Origin of the sequence: Aureimonas sp. Leaf427, assembly GCF_001425485.1 — a bacterium.
GTDB lineage: Bacteria > Pseudomonadota > Alphaproteobacteria > Rhizobiales > Rhizobiaceae > Plantimonas.
In genome coordinates, this window is the sequence record NZ_LMQW01000034.1 from 206478 (window position 1) to 221534 (window position 15057).

15 protein-coding genes and 1 pseudogene are annotated in these 15057 nt (G+C 66.7%); 10 read left to right on the forward strand and 6 right to left on the reverse strand.

Annotated features, from left to right (window positions below; all coding sequences use genetic code 11):
* Nucleotides 1-7 precede the first annotated feature (7 nt).
* From ASG62_RS17035 to ASG62_RS17045, 3 genes are read left to right on the forward strand one after another with little or no spacing between them, the layout of a single operon-like run.
* Nucleotides 8-349: an XdhC family protein gene (locus tag ASG62_RS17035; RefSeq protein WP_056693621.1), complete on the forward strand. Its 342-nt coding sequence runs from the start codon at nucleotides 8-10 to the stop codon at nucleotides 347-349.
* Nucleotides 349-1044: an XdhC family protein gene (locus ASG62_RS17040; RefSeq protein ID WP_056693625.1), complete on the forward strand. Its 696-nt coding sequence runs from the start codon at nucleotides 349-351 to the stop codon at nucleotides 1042-1044. Before ASG62_RS17035 ends, ASG62_RS17040 begins: the two co-directional genes overlap by 1 nt.
* Nucleotides 1041-2648 carry an NTP transferase domain-containing protein gene (locus ASG62_RS17045; protein WP_056693628.1) on the forward strand — a complete coding sequence of 536 codons (1608 nt, stop codon included), beginning with the start codon at nucleotides 1041-1043 and terminating at the stop codon, nucleotides 2646-2648. The genes ASG62_RS17040 and ASG62_RS17045 overlap by 4 nt, the downstream gene beginning before the upstream one ends.
* Nucleotides 2649-2672: 24 nt before the next feature.
* On the opposite strand, the gene ASG62_RS25810 is transcribed toward ASG62_RS17045, so the two are convergent.
* Nucleotides 2673-2843, reverse strand: coding sequence for a DUF2256 domain-containing protein (locus ASG62_RS25810; RefSeq protein ID WP_082537134.1), 171 nt, complete (start codon nucleotides 2841-2843; stop codon nucleotides 2673-2675).
* A 125-nt stretch (nucleotides 2844-2968) separates the two neighbouring features.
* Between ASG62_RS25810 and ASG62_RS17050 the strand changes: the two genes are divergently transcribed.
* The 3 genes from ASG62_RS17050 (at nucleotide 2969) to ASG62_RS17060 (ending at nucleotide 5797) form a co-directional block, all read left to right on the forward strand.
* Complete coding sequence (locus ASG62_RS17050; protein WP_056693632.1) at nucleotides 2969-3694, forward strand: SDR family NAD(P)-dependent oxidoreductase; 726 nt, start codon at nucleotides 2969-2971, stop codon at nucleotides 3692-3694.
* Nucleotides 3691-5232, forward strand: coding sequence for a cryptochrome/photolyase family protein (locus ASG62_RS17055; protein ID WP_056693636.1), 1542 nt, complete (start codon nucleotides 3691-3693; stop codon nucleotides 5230-5232). The genes ASG62_RS17050 and ASG62_RS17055 overlap by 4 nt, the downstream gene beginning before the upstream one ends.
* 283 nt (nucleotides 5233-5515) lie before the next feature.
* The gene (locus ASG62_RS17060) at nucleotides 5516-5797 is read left to right on the forward strand and encodes an usg protein (protein ID WP_056693640.1); all 282 of its coding nucleotides are present in this window, start codon (nucleotides 5516-5518) and stop codon (nucleotides 5795-5797) included.
* Nucleotides 5798-5939: 142 nt separating this feature from the next.
* On the opposite strand, the pseudogene ASG62_RS25815 reads toward ASG62_RS17060, so the two are convergent.
* The 5 genes and pseudogenes from ASG62_RS25815 to phaC all read right to left on the reverse strand — a co-directional run.
* Nucleotides 5940-6110, reverse strand: a pseudogene (locus ASG62_RS25815) (JAB domain-containing protein); the annotation flags it as partial.
* 195 nt (nucleotides 6111-6305) lie between these two features.
* On the reverse strand, nucleotides 6306-6797 hold the full coding sequence (locus ASG62_RS25820; RefSeq protein WP_200944662.1) for a phage protein NinX family protein: 492 nt from the start codon (nucleotides 6795-6797) through the stop codon (nucleotides 6306-6308).
* A 182-nt stretch (nucleotides 6798-6979) separates the two neighbouring features.
* Entirely contained in the window at nucleotides 6980-7630 is a 651-nt protein-coding gene (locus ASG62_RS17070; RefSeq protein WP_056693642.1) for a JAB domain-containing protein, read from the reverse strand.
* Nucleotides 7631-7635: 5 nt separating this feature from the next.
* Nucleotides 7636-8487, reverse strand: a complete 852-nt coding sequence (gene map, locus ASG62_RS17075) for a type I methionyl aminopeptidase (protein WP_056693645.1) — start codon at nucleotides 8485-8487, stop codon at nucleotides 7636-7638.
* Between the two features lie 124 nt (nucleotides 8488-8611).
* Nucleotides 8612-10444 carry a class I poly(R)-hydroxyalkanoic acid synthase gene (phaC, locus tag ASG62_RS17080; RefSeq protein WP_056693648.1) on the reverse strand — a complete coding sequence of 611 codons (1833 nt, stop codon included), beginning with the start codon at nucleotides 10442-10444 and terminating at the stop codon, nucleotides 8612-8614.
* Between the two features lie 277 nt (nucleotides 10445-10721).
* On the opposite strand from phaC, the gene ASG62_RS17085 reads away from it, so the two are divergent.
* The 4 genes from ASG62_RS17085 (at nucleotide 10722) to glpX (ending at nucleotide 14999) form a co-directional block, all read left to right on the forward strand.
* Complete coding sequence (locus ASG62_RS17085; protein ID WP_156382209.1) at nucleotides 10722-11168, forward strand: hypothetical protein; 447 nt, start codon at nucleotides 10722-10724, stop codon at nucleotides 11166-11168.
* A gap of 141 nt (nucleotides 11169-11309) precedes the next feature.
* Nucleotides 11310-12530, forward strand: a complete 1221-nt coding sequence (locus ASG62_RS17090; protein ID WP_056693656.1) for an LL-diaminopimelate aminotransferase — start codon at nucleotides 11310-11312, stop codon at nucleotides 12528-12530.
* A gap of 81 nt (nucleotides 12531-12611) precedes the next feature.
* Entirely contained in the window at nucleotides 12612-13916 is a 1305-nt protein-coding gene (locus ASG62_RS17095) for a homoserine dehydrogenase (protein ID WP_056693659.1), read from the forward strand.
* A 93-nt stretch (nucleotides 13917-14009) separates the two neighbouring features.
* Nucleotides 14010-14999 (forward strand): class II fructose-bisphosphatase, encoded by a 990-nt coding sequence (gene glpX / locus ASG62_RS17100; protein ID WP_056693660.1) that lies wholly within the window; start codon nucleotides 14010-14012, stop codon nucleotides 14997-14999.
* Nucleotides 15000-15057: the final 58 nt, after the last annotated feature.

Here is a 15057-nt window from a genome sequence, read left to right on the forward strand (position 1 = left end):
ACAACCCATGTCCGAACCATCCTCCATCGATCTCGACGTTCTCGCCACTGCCGAAGCCTGGGCCGGCGAAGGGCGGCGGCTGGCGCTGGCCACCGTCGTGGAGACCTGGGGCTCGGCGCCCCGGCCGGCCGGCAGCCGGCTCGTCATCGACGAGGAGGGCCGTTTCGAAGGCTCGGTGTCGGGGGGATGCGTCGAGGGTGCGGTCGTGACGGAGGCGATCGAGGCGATCGAGGCGGGTGCGCCTCGGATGCTGGAATTCGGCGTCGCCGACGAGACGGCCTGGCGCGTCGGGCTCTCCTGCGGCGGTCGCATTCGAGTCTATGTCGAGCCGATCGAGGCAAGCATCTGATGCGGATCGATCTTCTAAAAGCCCTGAATGCCGAGCGCGCGGCGCGGCGCGCGGTGGTGCAGGTGACGGATATTCGCGCCGGGACGAGCCGGATCGTGCGCGAGGCGGAGGCCCCTGGCGATCCGCTGGCCGAGGAGATCGGGCGGGCGCTCCGGGCGGGAAAGTCGGGTCTGCTGACGGTCCGCGAGACGGAGCTGTTCCTCAATGTCGAGGTGCCGCCGGCGCGCGTCGTCGTCATCGGCGCCGTCCATATCGGCCAGGCTCTCGCGCCGATGGCGCGTCTGGCGGGGCTCGACGTCGAGATCGTCGATCCGCGCACGGCCTTCGCGACGCCCGAGCGCTTTCCGGGCGTCCCGCTCCACGCCGACTGGCCGGAGGATGCGCTGAAGGCCCGTCCGCTCGATGCCTATACGGCTCTGGTCGCGGTGACGCACGACCCGAAGATCGACGACATGCCGCTGAAGGCCGCGCTCGACGCCGGCTGCTTCTATGTCGGGGCTCTCGGTAGCCGGAAGACCCATTCCAAGCGGCTGGAGCGACTCGCCGAAGCCGGGGCTTCGCAGGACCAGCTTTCCCGCATCGAGGCGCCGATCGGGCTCGATATCGGCGCGGTCTCGCCGGCGGAGATCGCCGTTGCCGTTCTCGGCTCGATCATTCGCGCGCTTCGGCGCCGGCCCTTCGGCGCGGCATCGTGAGGTTCGGGCCCGTCCCGCTCGACTTGGCGGAAGGGGCCATTCTCGCGCATGCCGCCAAGCTGCCGGACGGGCGCCTGCCGAAGGGGATGAGGCTTTCGGCGGGCGACGTGGCGCGCCTGAAAGCGGCGGGGCTAAGCGAGGTCGTGGCGGCCGTGCTCGAACCCGGCGATTTCACAGAGGACGAGGCGGCCGAACGGCTGGCGGCGGCGGGAGGGTCTCATGTCGAGGCCGGGCCGGCCGGGACGGGACGTGTGAACTTCTTCGCCGATGCGGCCGGGCTCTTCGTGCCGGACCGGCGGCTCGTCGATGCGCTGAACGCCCTCGATCCCGGCATCACGCTGGCGACGCTGGCCGCCTTCGCGCCGGTCGAGAGCGGCCGGATGGTCGCCACGGTAAAGATCATACCGCTTGCCGTGCCCGGCGCCTCGGTGGAGGCCGCGCTCGGGCTTCTCGCGAAGGGACCGGCCTTCCGCGTCGCGCCCTATCGAGCGCAGCGCGTGGCGCTGGTGCAGACGGAACTGCCGGGCGTCAAGAAGACCGTTCTGGACAAGACGCGGGGGGTGCTGGAGGCGCGGCTGGCGACGTCCGGCTCTACGATCGTCGGCGAGAGCCGCTGCCCGCATCGAAGCGCCGATCTGGCGGAGGCGCTGGAAGCGCTGCCGGACTGCGACCTGACGGTTGTCTTCGGCGCCTCCGCCGTGATCGACGCGGAGGACGTGATCCCCGCTGCCGTCGAGGCGGCTGGCGGGCGGGTTCTCCATCTCGGCATGCCGGTCGATCCCGGAAATCTCCTGTTGCTGGCGGAACGGAAGGGGCGCCCCCTGATCGGCGCGCCGGGCTGCGCGCGGAGCATCAAGGAGAACGGTTTCGATTGGGTTCTCAGCCGGTTGCTCTGCGATCTGGATGTGGCGGGCGAGGATATCAGGGGCATGGGGGTCGGCGGGCTTCTGATGGAGATCGCGACCCGTCCGGCGCCCCGCGTGGCGGCCGCTACGCCTGGAGTGATCGACGCGGTGATCCTGGCGGCCGGGCGGTCCAGCCGCATGGAGGGGGCGCACAAGCTGCTGGCCCGCTTCGACGGAACGGCGCTGATCCGCCGATCCGCGGAGACGGCGCTGGCGAGCGGGGCCCGCCGCGTCCACGTCGTCCTCGGCCATCGCGGCGCGGAGGTCGCGACGGAGCTGGCGGGGCTCGACGTGACGCTGGTCGAGAACGCGGACTTCGCCGAGGGGCTCTCGACCTCGCTGCGTGCCGGCTTTCGCGCCGCGCTGGCGGGGCCGAGGCCGCCGGACGGGGTCCTTGTCATGCTCGCCGACCAGCCGCTGCTGCGGCCGTCGGATCTCGATCGACTGGTCAAGGCCTTCAAGCCGGAGGGACAGGGTTCGATCGTCATCGCGACGGATGGGGGACGGCGGGCCAATCCGGTCGTCCTGTCGGCCGCCTATGCCGCAGAGATCGATGCCCTGAGAGGCGACGTTGGAGCGAAGCTGCTGATCACCCGCCATGGCGAAGCCGTCCGCGAGGTCGAACTCGGCAAGGCCGCGGGTGTCGATGTCGATACGCGGGAGGCGGTGGAGCAGGCGGGTGGCGTGCTGACCTCGTAAATCGGATCAGAAGACTTCGCCATGTCACTGGTCGGAAACGGTTTTGGTTACTGGCTTCCGCGTCTTCGACTCGTTCCGGCAGCGGTCCGAGCAGAATTTGACCTCTTCCCAGGTCTTCTCCCATTTCTTGCGCCAGACCATGGGCCGGCCGCACTGGACGCAGGTCTTGACCGGCAGGTCGCCCTTTCGGCGCATGGGATTCTCCTTTTCCGATCCATGTCGGCTTTTCCCTCGGAAAGGCGAGGCACCGCGCCGTCCCGTCGCACTTGATGTTCGGCCCCAGGCACGCATCTGGCGCGGGAACGGACGCGGGAGGTGGCATGGGACGGTATCTGGTACTCGGGGCGGTCGGCGGCATCGGCGAGGCGACGGCGCGACGGCTGGCGAAGGCGGGGCACGACCTCGTTCTCACGGGGCGGGATGCGGGCGCCGTCGAGGTGCTGGCCGAGGAGATCGGGGCCGAGGCGGTCGTCGCGGATGTCCTCTCGGGCGGGTTCACAGAGGCCGTCGCCGAGGCGTCGGGCGATCGGCTGGACGGCTTGCTCTATGCGGTCGGCACGATCACGCTGAAGCCGTTCGAGCGTTTGAAGGACGATGACTTCCTGCACGATTTCAGGATCAACGCGCTCGGAGCTGCCAAAACGGTTCAGGCAGCCTTGCCGGCGCTGAAGGCAGCCGAGGCGGGGGCGAGCGTCGTGCTCTTCTCGACCGTCGCGGTGGACCAGGGCTTTGCGGCCCACGCGTCGATCGCGATGGCGAAGGGCGCCGTGGTCGGGCTGGTTCGCTCGCTGGCGGCGGAGTTCGCGCCGGCGATCCGCGTCAACGCCATCGCCCCGTCGCTGACCGAGACGCCGCTTGGCCAGAAGGTCGCCGGCAACGAACGGATGGCCGAGGCCGTCGCCAAGATGCACCCGATCCCGCGCCTCGGCGAGGCCGACGACATGGCCGCCATGGCCGAGCTGCTTCTGGCCGGCGGCACCTGGATCACCGGTCAGGTCATCGCAATCGACGGCGGGCGCTCGACGCTTCGCGTGGTGCGAAGCTGACGGCGCGATCGATCCGCCTCGTTCTCGGCGACCAGCTGTCGGACGATCTGTCGGCGCTGGAAGGTCTCGGCGCCGGGGATGTCGTCCTGCTGGCGGAGGTCTGGGAGGAGGCGACCTATGTGCGCCACCACAAGCGCAAGATCGCCTTCCTCTTCTCCGCCATGCGGCATTTCGCGGACGATCTGAAGGCGCGGGGTGTTCGTGTCGATTACGTGCGGCTCGACGATCCCGACAATGCCGGTTCGTTCACGGGCGAGGTGGAGCGCGCCATAGCGCGGCACCGGCCGAAACGGATCGTCGCGACAGAGCCCGGCGAATGGCGCGTCGCGGAGATGATGCGGGGCTGGGAGGCGACGTTCGGCCTTCCCGTCGAGATCCGCCCCGACGGGCGCTTCCTCTGTGACCACGAGGCCTTCGCCGCCTGGGCCGATGCGCAGAAGGGGCTCCGGATGGAGTTCTTCTATCGCGAGATGCGGCGGCGGACGGGCTTCCTCATGGAGGGCGACAAGCCCGTCGAGGGCCGCTGGAACTTCGACACCGAGAACCGCGCCTCGCTGCCGAAGACGATCGAGGCTCCCGAACGGCCGGATTTCGAACCGGACGCGATCAGCCTGGAGGTTCTGGACCTCGTCGCCCGCCGGTTCGGCAATCATTTCGGCAGTCTCGACGACTTCGCCTATCCGGTCACGCGGGTAGACGCGCTCGCCTATCTCGGCTGGTTCGTCGAGGATGCGCTGCCGAACTTCGGCACCTATCAGGACGCGATGCGGCAGGGCGAGCCGCTGCTCTTCCACTCGCATCTTTCCGCGCTCATCAATTGCGGTCTGCTCGGCCCTCGCGAATGCTGCGAGCGCGCGGAAGCGGCCTATCTCGACGGGTCCGCGCCGATCAACGCGGTCGAGGGCTTCGTGCGCCAGATCATCGGCTGGCGCGAGTTCGTGCGGGGCATCTACTGGCGCGAGATGCCGTCCTACGGCGCGCGGAATGCGCTGAACGCCCGCCAGCCGCTGCCGGACTTCTTCTGGACGGGCGAGACGGAGATGAACTGCCTCGCCCAGTCGATCGCCGAGACGCGGGACAATGCCTATGCCCATCACATCCAGCGGCTGATGGTGATCGGCAATTTCTGCCTCCTGGCGGGGCTCGATCCGCTGGAGGTGCAGGAGTGGTTCCTGGTCGTCTATCACGACGCCTACGAATGGGTGGAGATGCCCAATGTCGTCGGCATGATCCTCTTTGCCGATGACGGGCTCTTCGCCTCCAAGCCCTATGCGGCCTCGGGCAACTACATTGACAAGATGTCCGACTATTGCGGCTCCTGCACCTATTCGCCGAAGGTGAAGCAGGGTGAGGGCGCCTGCCCCTTCAACTACCTCTATTGGGACTTTCTGGTCCGCAATCGCCAGAAGCTCTCGCGCAATGCCCGGCTGTTTCGCCCCTATTCCACGCTCGACCGGATGGCGGACGAGAAGGTGGCGGCGGCGCGGCGAGACGCGAAAGCTTTCCTGGCCGGGCTTTCCAGCAGCGATGACTACTAGAGCATCGAGCGCGATCGGGGACGCATGTTGCCGGGTTCTTTCGCCCCAATGTCGTCGGCCTTCGCCTGCGGCCGTAGCGCCGCTACGACCTTGTCGAACGCCTTGACCTTGAACCGAAATCCCGCCGGCATCACAGCGTCCCCTATCGCCCCCGATGCTCTCGACGGGCAGCGATCCGACTTGCCCGAAACCGCTCCACACCGTTAGGATTTCGTTAACCAACCAAGCGCAGCATTCGATCAGCCGGCAAGGCAATCCACCGGCGACGAGATGGAGCGTGTCGATGCAAAAGCGAGTTGCAGACCCGGACTTCCAGAAGATGCTCGGCGGATACGGGCTGACCACGGCCGAGATCCTCTACCGGATGCCGGACCATCCGAGCTTCCTCCAGACCTTCCACTGGCAGTTCGCGGATCTGGCGCCCGACTATCCCCGGCTGAAGCGCTTTCTCGACCATTGGGAGCGCGAGGTCGAAGCGGCGATCCACTCCGTGCGCGTGATGCATGCCGGGCTCATCGGCCCGCGCGAGGTGCGCATGGTGCGGGACCTCGGGCACCTGCACTGACGAACGAGCGGACACGTCATACCAACGGCCGAGGATGCTTGCGCATCCGGCCGTTGAAGAAATTTCGAATGTCTTAATTGTATCGGAGGCTTAAGACATTCGAAAACGGAATATCGAGAGTCATTTTCAATGACTCTCGATATCACATCAGCCGCAGGCCCTTCAGGCTGGCATGGCCGGAGCGGCCGACGATGATGTGGTCGTGGACGGCGATGCCGAGGGGCTTGGCCGTCTCCACGATCGTCTTCGTCATCTCGATATCGGCGCGCGAGGGCGTCGGATCGCCCGACGGATGATTGTGGAGGTCAATCACCCAATCTAAATCATTGAACAGACTCAATAATTTAGCTTCGTCACTGGGGGCGGTATGGTGCCGTGGATTGGGATCTGTACCGAATTTGGCATCCGATTCAGTGGGTTAAAGCCAATTTTCAAGGAAAAGTTGTCCACAGAAAACTAGCAGTAGCAGCGGCTTGGCATGTTCCAGCGCAAGCCGCTGGAAGGGTGGTCAATCGGATGACGACGCGCCAACCAATTCTCTGGGAACGAGTACGGTATCCCCGAACTTGGTAGCGACGATAGCTTGGCAGGCGGCTACCAGCGGTGTTTCGCAATGCTCCGTCGTGTACTCCTCACCTCCAGCGTAATAGACATTCGCATACCAGCGCTCGGACATCTCGGTCCCTTCCATCCCGTCATGCGCTTCGGGAATTAGCGCTACTTGGTAGTGCGCGATAAGGGGGCCGCCCTCTTTCCAGTCGGCGTCAGGGCAGTAGTCGTAGCAGCTCGTCACACCTTTCCTTCCTGGCTTGATATATCCAACAAGCCCCCGGCTCTTCGCAGTCACACAGCGCGGGTTTATGGCCTCCCACCAGTGCGCTTCACCATTCTTCCAGTCGCCTTCCTCAATACGCTGGACCTCACAGCCAACCGTCACTGCAACAGCGTAGCGAAGCGCCGCGCCGATGAGGTCGGCCGTCTTCACTTCAATCATTTCCATAGGACTTCCTCGCAGCGGTATACCGCTGTCAATTCGTTGGTTTTTGGGTGGGGACAGTTTCCCCTCTTGGTGCCGTTAATTGGGGTCGGTAAGGCTCAAAAGTGCCTAAGTCCCGCCACCGTCTGGGCTATTCGATTTTACAAGCTAAACCACTGAAATACCATTGTGATTTACAATTATCTTCAGTGAACGAGCGTGACCGAAAAAGGGGGTGTCGGATGTTTGTGGACGAGGATCACGGCGGTGGCGGAAAGCTCCAGCGCGCGGCGCACGATCTCGCGCGGATAGACCGGCGTGTGGTCGACGGTGCCGGTCTGCTGGACCTCGTCGGCGATCAGCGTGTTCTTCTTGTCGAGAAAGAGGATGCGGAACTGCTCTCGCTCCTCGTAGGCCATGGCCGCCTTGCAATAGGCGAGGACGGCCGACCATGAGGACAGGATCTCACGGTCCACGACGCTGGAGCGGAGCGCCCGCTCGTTCAGCGCGGCGAGGATCGACAGGTCGAGCGCGGAGGCCGCTCCCATGCCCGGCACTTCGACGAGACGTGCCGGTGGCGCGTTCAGGACCTCCGACAGGGAGCCGAAGCGCTTCATCAGGCCCTTGGCGATCGGCTTCACGTCGCGGCGGGGGATCGTGCGGAAAAGGACGAGCTCCAGAAGCTCGTAATCGGCGAGCGCCGTCGGGCCGGCTTCCGAGAAACGCTCGCGCAGCCGGTCGCGATGGCCGTCGTGGTGCCGCTCGGGCTTGGCCTCGGCTTTCGCGCCGCGCGGCGCAGGCGCGGCGGACTCGAAGAGGCCGGCGGGGCGCTCGAGGTCCTCGTCGGCCGAATCCATGGCGCTCAGAGCGTCGGCAGCGTGGCGGGGTCGATGGAAAGGCCGGGCGTTTCCAGGCCGGCCGGGGAGAGGGTGAAGATTTCGCAGCCCGTCTCGGTGATGCCGACCGTGTGCTCGTACTGGGCCGAGAGCGTGCGGTCCCGCGTGACGGCGGTCCAGCCGTCCGGCAGGACCTTCACATGGGGCCGCCCGAGATTGATCATCGGCTCGATGGTGAAGATCATGCCGGGGCGGATTTCCGCTCCGTCGCCGCGGCGGCCGTAGTGCAGGACGTTCGGCGCGTCGTGGAAGAGCCGCCCGACGCCGTGGCCGCAGAAGTCGCGCACGACCGAGCAGCGTTCGCCTTCGGCATAGTCCTGGATGGCGGCGCCGATGTCGCCCATGTGCCCGCCGGGCTTGGTCGCCGCGATGCCGAGCATCAGGGAGCGGTAGGTGACTTCGCAGAGCCGCTCGCCCGCACGCTTCACCTTGCCCACGGGATACATGCGCGAGGCGTCGCCATGATAGCCGTCGACGATCAGCGTCACGTCGATGTTGACGATGTCGCCGTCGCGCAGCGGCTTGTCGTTCGGGATGCCGTGGCAGACGACATGGTTGATCGAGGTGCAGACGCTCTTCATGTAGCCGCGATAGTTCAGCGTCGCGGGAAGGGCGCCGTTGGACAGGCCGAAGTGCAGGACATGGGCGTCGATCGCCTCGGTCGTGATGCCGGGCTTCACGATCTCGGCGAGACTGTCGAGGCAGCGCGCGGTGAGTTGGCAGGCGCGCCGCATGCCTTCGAAGGCCTCGGCATCGTAGAGGCGGATGGCGCCCGTGTTGCGCGAGGGCAGCACTTCGGCTTCGAGATAGGTCGTCATGAGCGGTCCAGGCAGCGAGTGTGCGGCATCGGATGAGCCTTGGATGTCGCACCGAATGCGGCCGGCTTCAACCCCGCCGCCTCGTTCACGCGCCGCGAACGTCCTCGCGGCGCCGGCGCTTTTCTCAGCAGCGGACCGTGACGTAGGAGCCCGGCGCGTCCTCGATCGGCGTCAGCTTGCCGCCGCCGGGCTCGCGGGCCGGCACGCGCTCGCCCGAAAGCGGCTCGATCCAGGCCTGCCAGTGCGGCCACCAGGAGCCGGGCGTTTCCTCCGCGCCCTGCAGCCAGTCCTTGTAGCTGCGATCGGGCGAGGGCTTTTGACCCGTCCAGTACTGATACTTGCCCTTGTCCGGCGGGTTCACGACGCCGGAAATATGGCCGGACCCGGTGAGCACGAAGGTGACGTTCGGGCCGAGGAGCAGGCTCCCCGTGTAGACGCTGAGGGCCGGGGCGATGTGGTCCTCCTTCGTCGCCAGATTGTAGATCGGGATATCCACCTTGGAGAGGTCGAGCGCGACGCCGTCGATCTCCATGCGGCCGGTCGCGAGCCGGTTCTCCAGATAGCAGTTGCGCAGATAGAAGAGGTGGTTCGCCCGCGGCATGCGCGTCGAGTCGGAGTTCCAGTAGAGAAGGTCGAAGGGCATCGGCTCCTTGCCCTTCAGGTAGTTGTTGACGAAGTAGGGCCAGATCATGTCGCCGGCCCGTAGCATGTTGAAGGCGGTCGCCATGCGCGAGCCGTCGAGATAGCCCTTGGTCTTCATGCTGTCCGCCAGAGAGGCCAACTGCTCCTCGTCGACGAAGACCTTGAGGTCTCCGGCATGGGTGAAATCGACCTGCGTCGTCAGGAGCGTTGCGGAGGCGATGCGGTCGTCGCCGATCGTGGCGAGATAGGCCATGGCCGCCGACAGAAGCGTGCCGCCGACGCAGTAGCCGGCCACGTTGACCTGCCGCTCGCCCGTCGACTCCTCGATCGTGTCGAGCGCGAAGAAGACGCCTTCGTGAATGTAGTCGCGCCAGTCCTTGGCCGCGTGGCTCTCGTCGGGATTGACCCAGGAGATCACGAAGACCGTATGCCCTTCGGCAACCGCCCAGCGGATGAAGGATTTCTGCGGGTTCAGATCGAGAATGTAGAACTTGTTGATCCAGGGCGGGCAGATCAGTAGCGGGCGCTTCAGCACCGTCTCGGTCGAGGGCGCGTATTGGAGGATCTGGCAGACCTCGTTCTGGGCGACGACCTTGCCGGGCGACAGGGCCATGTCGCGGCCGACGACGAAGCGCGTGGGGTCCGACTGTCGCATGCGAAGCTGCCCGCGGCCGGCAGCCATGTCCTCGGCGAACATCTTCATGCCGCGCACGAGATTGGCGCCGTTCGATTCGACTGTCTCCCGGTAGAGCTCGGGATTGGTCAGGATGAAGTTCGACGGCGACAGCGCATGGGTGATCTGGCGGACGTAGAAGGAGGCCTTGTGCTTGGTGTGCGGGTCGAGGTCCTCGGCCTTCTCGACGAGTTCGTCCGCCCATTTCGACGTCGTCAGATAGGCCTGCCGGAGCGTGTCGTAGAGAATGTTCTCATGCCATTCGGGATCGGCGAAGCGCTTGTCCGACGTGGCACTGTCGGGCTTGGTGGCCTCGATCTCGCCGCTGAGACGGCGAACGGCATGCGACCAGACGTCGAGATAGCCCGTCATGAGGCTCGTCTGCGCCTCGAGCATGCGGGAGGGCTCGGACATCCAGTAGTCCGCGAGCTTGCCGAGGGTGGAAACGAGCTGGTTCACGCCGACCGGACCCTCGTCGACCACTTCGCCCTTCTCCAGCGGCTCGACCCAGGCGGCCGCGGCCTTGCCCAGATGCTCGATCACATGCGCCATGTTGCGCGTGAAGGCCTCCGGGTCCTTCGGCACGAAGGGCTTGGACGTGTTGATCTCGGGTTGCTGCCAACTCGATCGATTGCCGTCCATGATCGTCTCCTCCCGGCCGTCCCATGCCCTGCCATCGCCGCCAGAGCCCGCACGACGAGAGCCCGGCGCCTGCGATCGTCTCGGCGCCATCGGATGGTGCCGGGATCGGCGGGGCGCCACGTCCTCGAGCGCTCTCGTTATGACTGTAAAAGCACAGATCGGGCCGCTTGTTCAGCCATTGGCTGTGCTGCACCGCCGTTGCCGAAGGGTTTTCTTCCAAAGCCGTCGTCCCTGCGCTATGAGCGAGGCGAACCATGATGAAGGCGGGGCGACCGCGATGATGACGAATTCGCGCGGCGGCTCGCTTTGCGCCCTGGCCGGTCTCGCCTTCGGGCTTGCCGGATGCCAGTCGATCCTGCCCGGCGACGGGCCGTCGCGCCTTGCCCTGCGCCAGGCGCCGGTCGTCGCATCCTCCGGGCAGAAGCTCGGGCCGGACGGCTATCCGCTGCTCGGCGCCTTTCCCAATTCCGCGGCTCCGCAGATCGACGACGCCTCGGTCCAGGCCGCGCGCGGCGGTCTGGAGACGGCGGCGACCTCCCAGAATGCGACGGCCGCATCGGCCAACGCCTCCTATCAGGCCAAGCTTGCCGAGATGCAGGCGATCAAGACGCAGCAGAGCAAGGACGTCGCGGCGGCGCTCGCGCCTCCGCCGGCCGGCACCTCGGCAAAGCCGGCGGCGGACGATCCGGCGGCGGTGCTTCGCGAGATCGAAGGCCGGCGCTAGGGACCGCTTTCGGCAGAGGCAGATCGGCGGTTCCGCCGCGCTTCGCCGAAGCGGACCGAGCCCACGGGGCCGTTCCGAATTCATATCGACGCGTTCGGCGAGCCGGGAGGGCCGCCGCATTTCATCAGATGGGGATGATCCATGACCGAGGAGTTCCACAAGGTCCGCCGCCTTCCGCCTTACGTCTTCGAGGAGGTGAACCGGCTGAAGGCGAGCGCGCGCGCCAAGGGCGCCGACATCGTCGATCTCGGCATGGGCAATCCGGACCTGCCGACGCCGACCTTCGTCGTGGACAAGCTCTGCGAGGCGATCCGCGATCCGCGCACGCACCGCTACTCCGCCTCCAAGGGGATCGCCGGTCTTCGCCGCGCGCAGGCCGCCTATTACGAGCGGCGCTTCAACGTGAAGCTCGACCCCAACACCGAGATCGTGGCGACGCTCGGCTCGAAGGAGGGCTTCGCCAACATGGCGCAGGCGATCACCGCGCCCGGCGACGTCGTGCTCTGCCCCAACCCGACCTATCCGATCCACGCCTTCGGCTTCCTCATGGCCGGCGGCACGATCCGCGCGATTCCCGCCAAGCCCGACGACGACTTCCTCGTCGCCATCGAGCGCGCCGTGCGCCATTCGATTCCGAAACCGCTCGCCATCATCCTGAACTTCCCGGCGAACCCGACGGCCTATGTCGCCGACCTCAAGTTCTACGAGGCGGTCGTCGCCTTCGCCAAGAAGCACGAGATCATCATCCTCTCCGATCTCGCCTATGCCGAGATCTATTTCGACGGCCCGCCGCCGCCTTCGATCCTCGAAGTGCCCGGCGCGATCGACGTCGCCGTGGAGTTCACCTCCATGTCGAAGACCTTCTCCATGCCGGGCTGGCGCATCGGCTTCGCGGTGGGCAACCGGCGGCTGATCGCCGCGCTCGCCCGCGTGAAGTCCTATCTCGACTATGGCGCGTTCACGCCGATCCAGGTCGCCGCGACCGCCGCGCTCAATGCCGGCGACGATGCGATCGCGGAGGTCCGGTCGATCTACAAGCACCGCCGAGACGTGCTCGTCGACAGTTTCGGCCGATCGGGCTGGAAGGTGCCGTCGCCCTCCTCGACGATGTTCGCCTGGGTGCCGATTCCGGAGGCCTATCGCCATCTCGGCTCGCTGGAATTCTCCAAGCTCCTGATCGAGAAGGCCGATGTCGCGGTCGCGCCGGGCGTCGGCTTCGGCGAGCACGGAGACGACTACGTGCGCATCGCGCTCGTGGAGAACGAGCACCGCATCCGGCAGGCTGCGCGAAACATCAAGCGCTTCCTTGCGCCCCCGACGGAAGCCGGGCAGAACGTCGTGCCGTTCAGCGCCCGCGCCTGAGGGCACGAGCGTTCCACACCGATGGGCGCGGCCGGACACGGCCCGCCCCGATCTCCAGAGCATGATGAAGGCAGGGGTCCCATGGGCAGCCCGTTGAGGCTCGGCATTGCCGGGCTCGGAACCGTCGGCGCATCGGTCGCCAAGCGTCTGATCGAGATGGCGCCCCAGTTCGCCGCGCGGGCCGGCCGGCCGATCGCGGTCTCGGCCGTCTCGGCGCGCGACGCCTCGCGCGACCGCGGCGTCGATCTCTCCGGCGCGACCTTCTTCGACGATCCGGTGAAGCTCGCGACCAAGGGCGAGATCGACGTCTTCGTCGAGCTGATGGGTGGCTCGGAAGGGCCGGCGCTGGAATCGGTGAAGGCCGCGCTGAACCGGGGGCTGCCGGTCGTCACCGCCAACAAGGCGCTGCTCGCCCATCACGGCATGGCGCTCGCCAGGCTCGCCCAGCGCAAGAACACAACGATCTTCTTCGAGGCGGCCGTCGCCGGCGGCATCCCGATCATCAAGACGCTGCGCGAGTCGCTGGCGGGCAACACGATCAGCCGCGTCTACGGAATCCTGAACGGCACCTGCAACTACATGCTGACGCGCATGGAGAAGGAGGGCATCGCCTTCGAGGACTGCCTGAAGGACGCGCAGCGCCTCGGCTATGCCGAAGCGGACCCGACCTTCGACATCGGCGGCTTCGACGCCGCCCACAAGCTGGCGCTCCTGACCTCGCTCGCCTTCGGCTGCGAGACCGATCTCGACTCGGTCTTCATCGAGGGCATTTCCGCGATCTCGAACGACGACATCAAGGCGGCCGCCGAACTCGGCTACCGCATCAAGCTTCTGGCCGTCGCCCAGCGCACCGAGACCGGCATCGAGCAGCGCGTGCACCCGACGATGATCCCGGCGAGTTCCGCGCTCGCGCAGGTCGACGGCGTGACGAATGCGGTGGCGGTCGACACCGATCTTCTCGGCTCGATCCTCCTCGTCGGACCCGGCGCCGGCGGCAACGCGACCGCGTCGGCGGTTCTGGCCGACATCGTCGATATCGCGGTCGGCTCGGCGACGCCGACCTTCTCCGTCCAGCCGTCCGATCTCGTGCCCTACAAGAAGGCCCGGATGCGGGCGCACGAGGGGGGCTACTACATCCGCCTCAGCGTGCTCGACCGCGTCGGCGCCTTCGCCTCTATCGCGCGGCGCATGGCCGAAAACGGCATCTCGCTGGATTCCATCGTGCAGCGAAAGCCGCAGGGAAGCCGCGAGGAGGAGACGGCGCCGGTCGTTCTCATCACGCACGAGACGACCGAAGCCGCCGTGCGCAAGGCGCTGGAAGGCCTGTCGCGCGACGGGCATCTGGCCGGCGAGCCGCGTATGATTCGAATCGAGCCTCTGGACTGAGGCCGCGGACCGTCATGGATCGGGCTCTTGGCGCGACCTGACGTTTCCGGGCTCGGCGTTCAAAGACCAGTCCACTCCTGGGAAGACAGATCGATGAGCGACAGCAAGGCAGAGAGCGGACCGTTGGACCGGGCGCTGACGATGGAGATCCTGCGCGTGACGGAGCGCGCGGCCGTCGCGGCCGCCATGCTGCGCGGGCGCGGCGACGAGAAGGCGGCCGATCAGGCGGCCGTGGACGCGATGCGCTCGGAGCTGAACCTTCTCACCATCAACGGCACGGTCGTGATCGGCGAGGGCGAGCGTGACGAGGCGCCGATGCTCTACATCGGCGAGCGCGTCGGCCGGGGCGAGGGGCCGGAGGTCGACATCGCGCTTGATCCGCTCGAGGGCACCACGATCTGCGCCAAGAACCTGCCGAACTCGCTGGCCGTCATCGCCATCGCCGAGCGCGGCAGCCTTCTCAACGCGCCCGACGTCTACATGGAGAAGATCGCGATCGGACCGGGCTATCCCGAGGACACGATCGGTCTCGACCGCTCCACCGAGGCGAACATTCTGGCGCTGGCCAAGGCCAAGGGCGTGCCGGTCGGCGAGATCACGGCCTGCATTCTCGATCGGCCCCGCCATGCCAAGCTCGTGGAGGAGGTGCGCGCGACGGGCGCCGCGATCCGGCTTCTCGGCGACGGCGACGTGGCGGGCGTCATCCACACGACGGACCCCGACGAGACCGGCATCGACATCTACATGGGCATCGGCGGCGCGCCGGAGGGTGTTCTGGCGGCGGCGGCGCTTCAGTGCACGGGCGGGCAGATGGTCGGGCGCCTGCAGCTCAACACCAACGAGAAGCGCATGCGCGCGGAGACGATGGGCATCGCCGACCCCTACAAGATCTACCGGCTGGAGGACATGGCGCGCGGCGACGTGATCTTCGCGGCGACGGGCGTGACCGACGGCAATCTCCTCGACGGCGTGCGCTTCTACCGCGACCGCATCGAGACGCAGACGCTGGTGATGCGATCCTCGTCGAAGACGATCCGGAAGGTTCATGCCAAGCATTTCGACCGCAAGAAGTTCGGGCTTTAGGGCGATCCGGCCCTTGCCGGCTCGCGCCGCCCCCGGCTCCGTTGGCCGCTGAACCCGT

Coding starts and splice junctions, on each gene's coding strand:
- ASG62_RS17035 (WP_056693621.1), top strand. CDS start 8: ATGTCCGAACCATCCTCCATCGATCTCGACGTTCTCGCCACTGCCGAA.
- ASG62_RS17040 (WP_056693625.1), top strand. CDS start 349: ATGCGGATCGATCTTCTAAAAGCCCTGAATGCCGAGCGCGCGGCGCGG.
- ASG62_RS25810 (WP_082537134.1), bottom strand. CDS start 2,843: ATGCGCCGAAAGGGCGACCTGCCGGTCAAGACCTGCGTCCAGTGCGGC.
- ASG62_RS17050 (WP_056693632.1), top strand. CDS start 2,969: ATGGGACGGTATCTGGTACTCGGGGCGGTCGGCGGCATCGGCGAGGCG.
- ASG62_RS17060 (WP_056693640.1), top strand. CDS start 5,516: ATGCAAAAGCGAGTTGCAGACCCGGACTTCCAGAAGATGCTCGGCGGA.
- ASG62_RS25820 (WP_200944662.1), bottom strand. CDS start 6,797: ATGGAAATGATTGAAGTGAAGACGGCCGACCTCATCGGCGCGGCGCTT.
- ASG62_RS17070 (WP_056693642.1), bottom strand. CDS start 7,630: ATGGATTCGGCCGACGAGGACCTCGAGCGCCCCGCCGGCCTCTTCGAG.
- map (WP_056693645.1), bottom strand. CDS start 8,487: ATGACGACCTATCTCGAAGCCGAAGTGCTGCCCTCGCGCAACACGGGC.
- phaC (WP_056693648.1), bottom strand. CDS start 10,444: ATGGACGGCAATCGATCGAGTTGGCAGCAACCCGAGATCAACACGTCC.
- ASG62_RS17085 (WP_156382209.1), top strand. CDS start 10,722: ATGATGACGAATTCGCGCGGCGGCTCGCTTTGCGCCCTGGCCGGTCTC.
- ASG62_RS17090 (WP_056693656.1), top strand. CDS start 11,310: ATGACCGAGGAGTTCCACAAGGTCCGCCGCCTTCCGCCTTACGTCTTC.
- ASG62_RS17095 (WP_056693659.1), top strand. CDS start 12,612: ATGGGCAGCCCGTTGAGGCTCGGCATTGCCGGGCTCGGAACCGTCGGC.
- glpX (WP_056693660.1), top strand. CDS start 14,010: ATGAGCGACAGCAAGGCAGAGAGCGGACCGTTGGACCGGGCGCTGACG.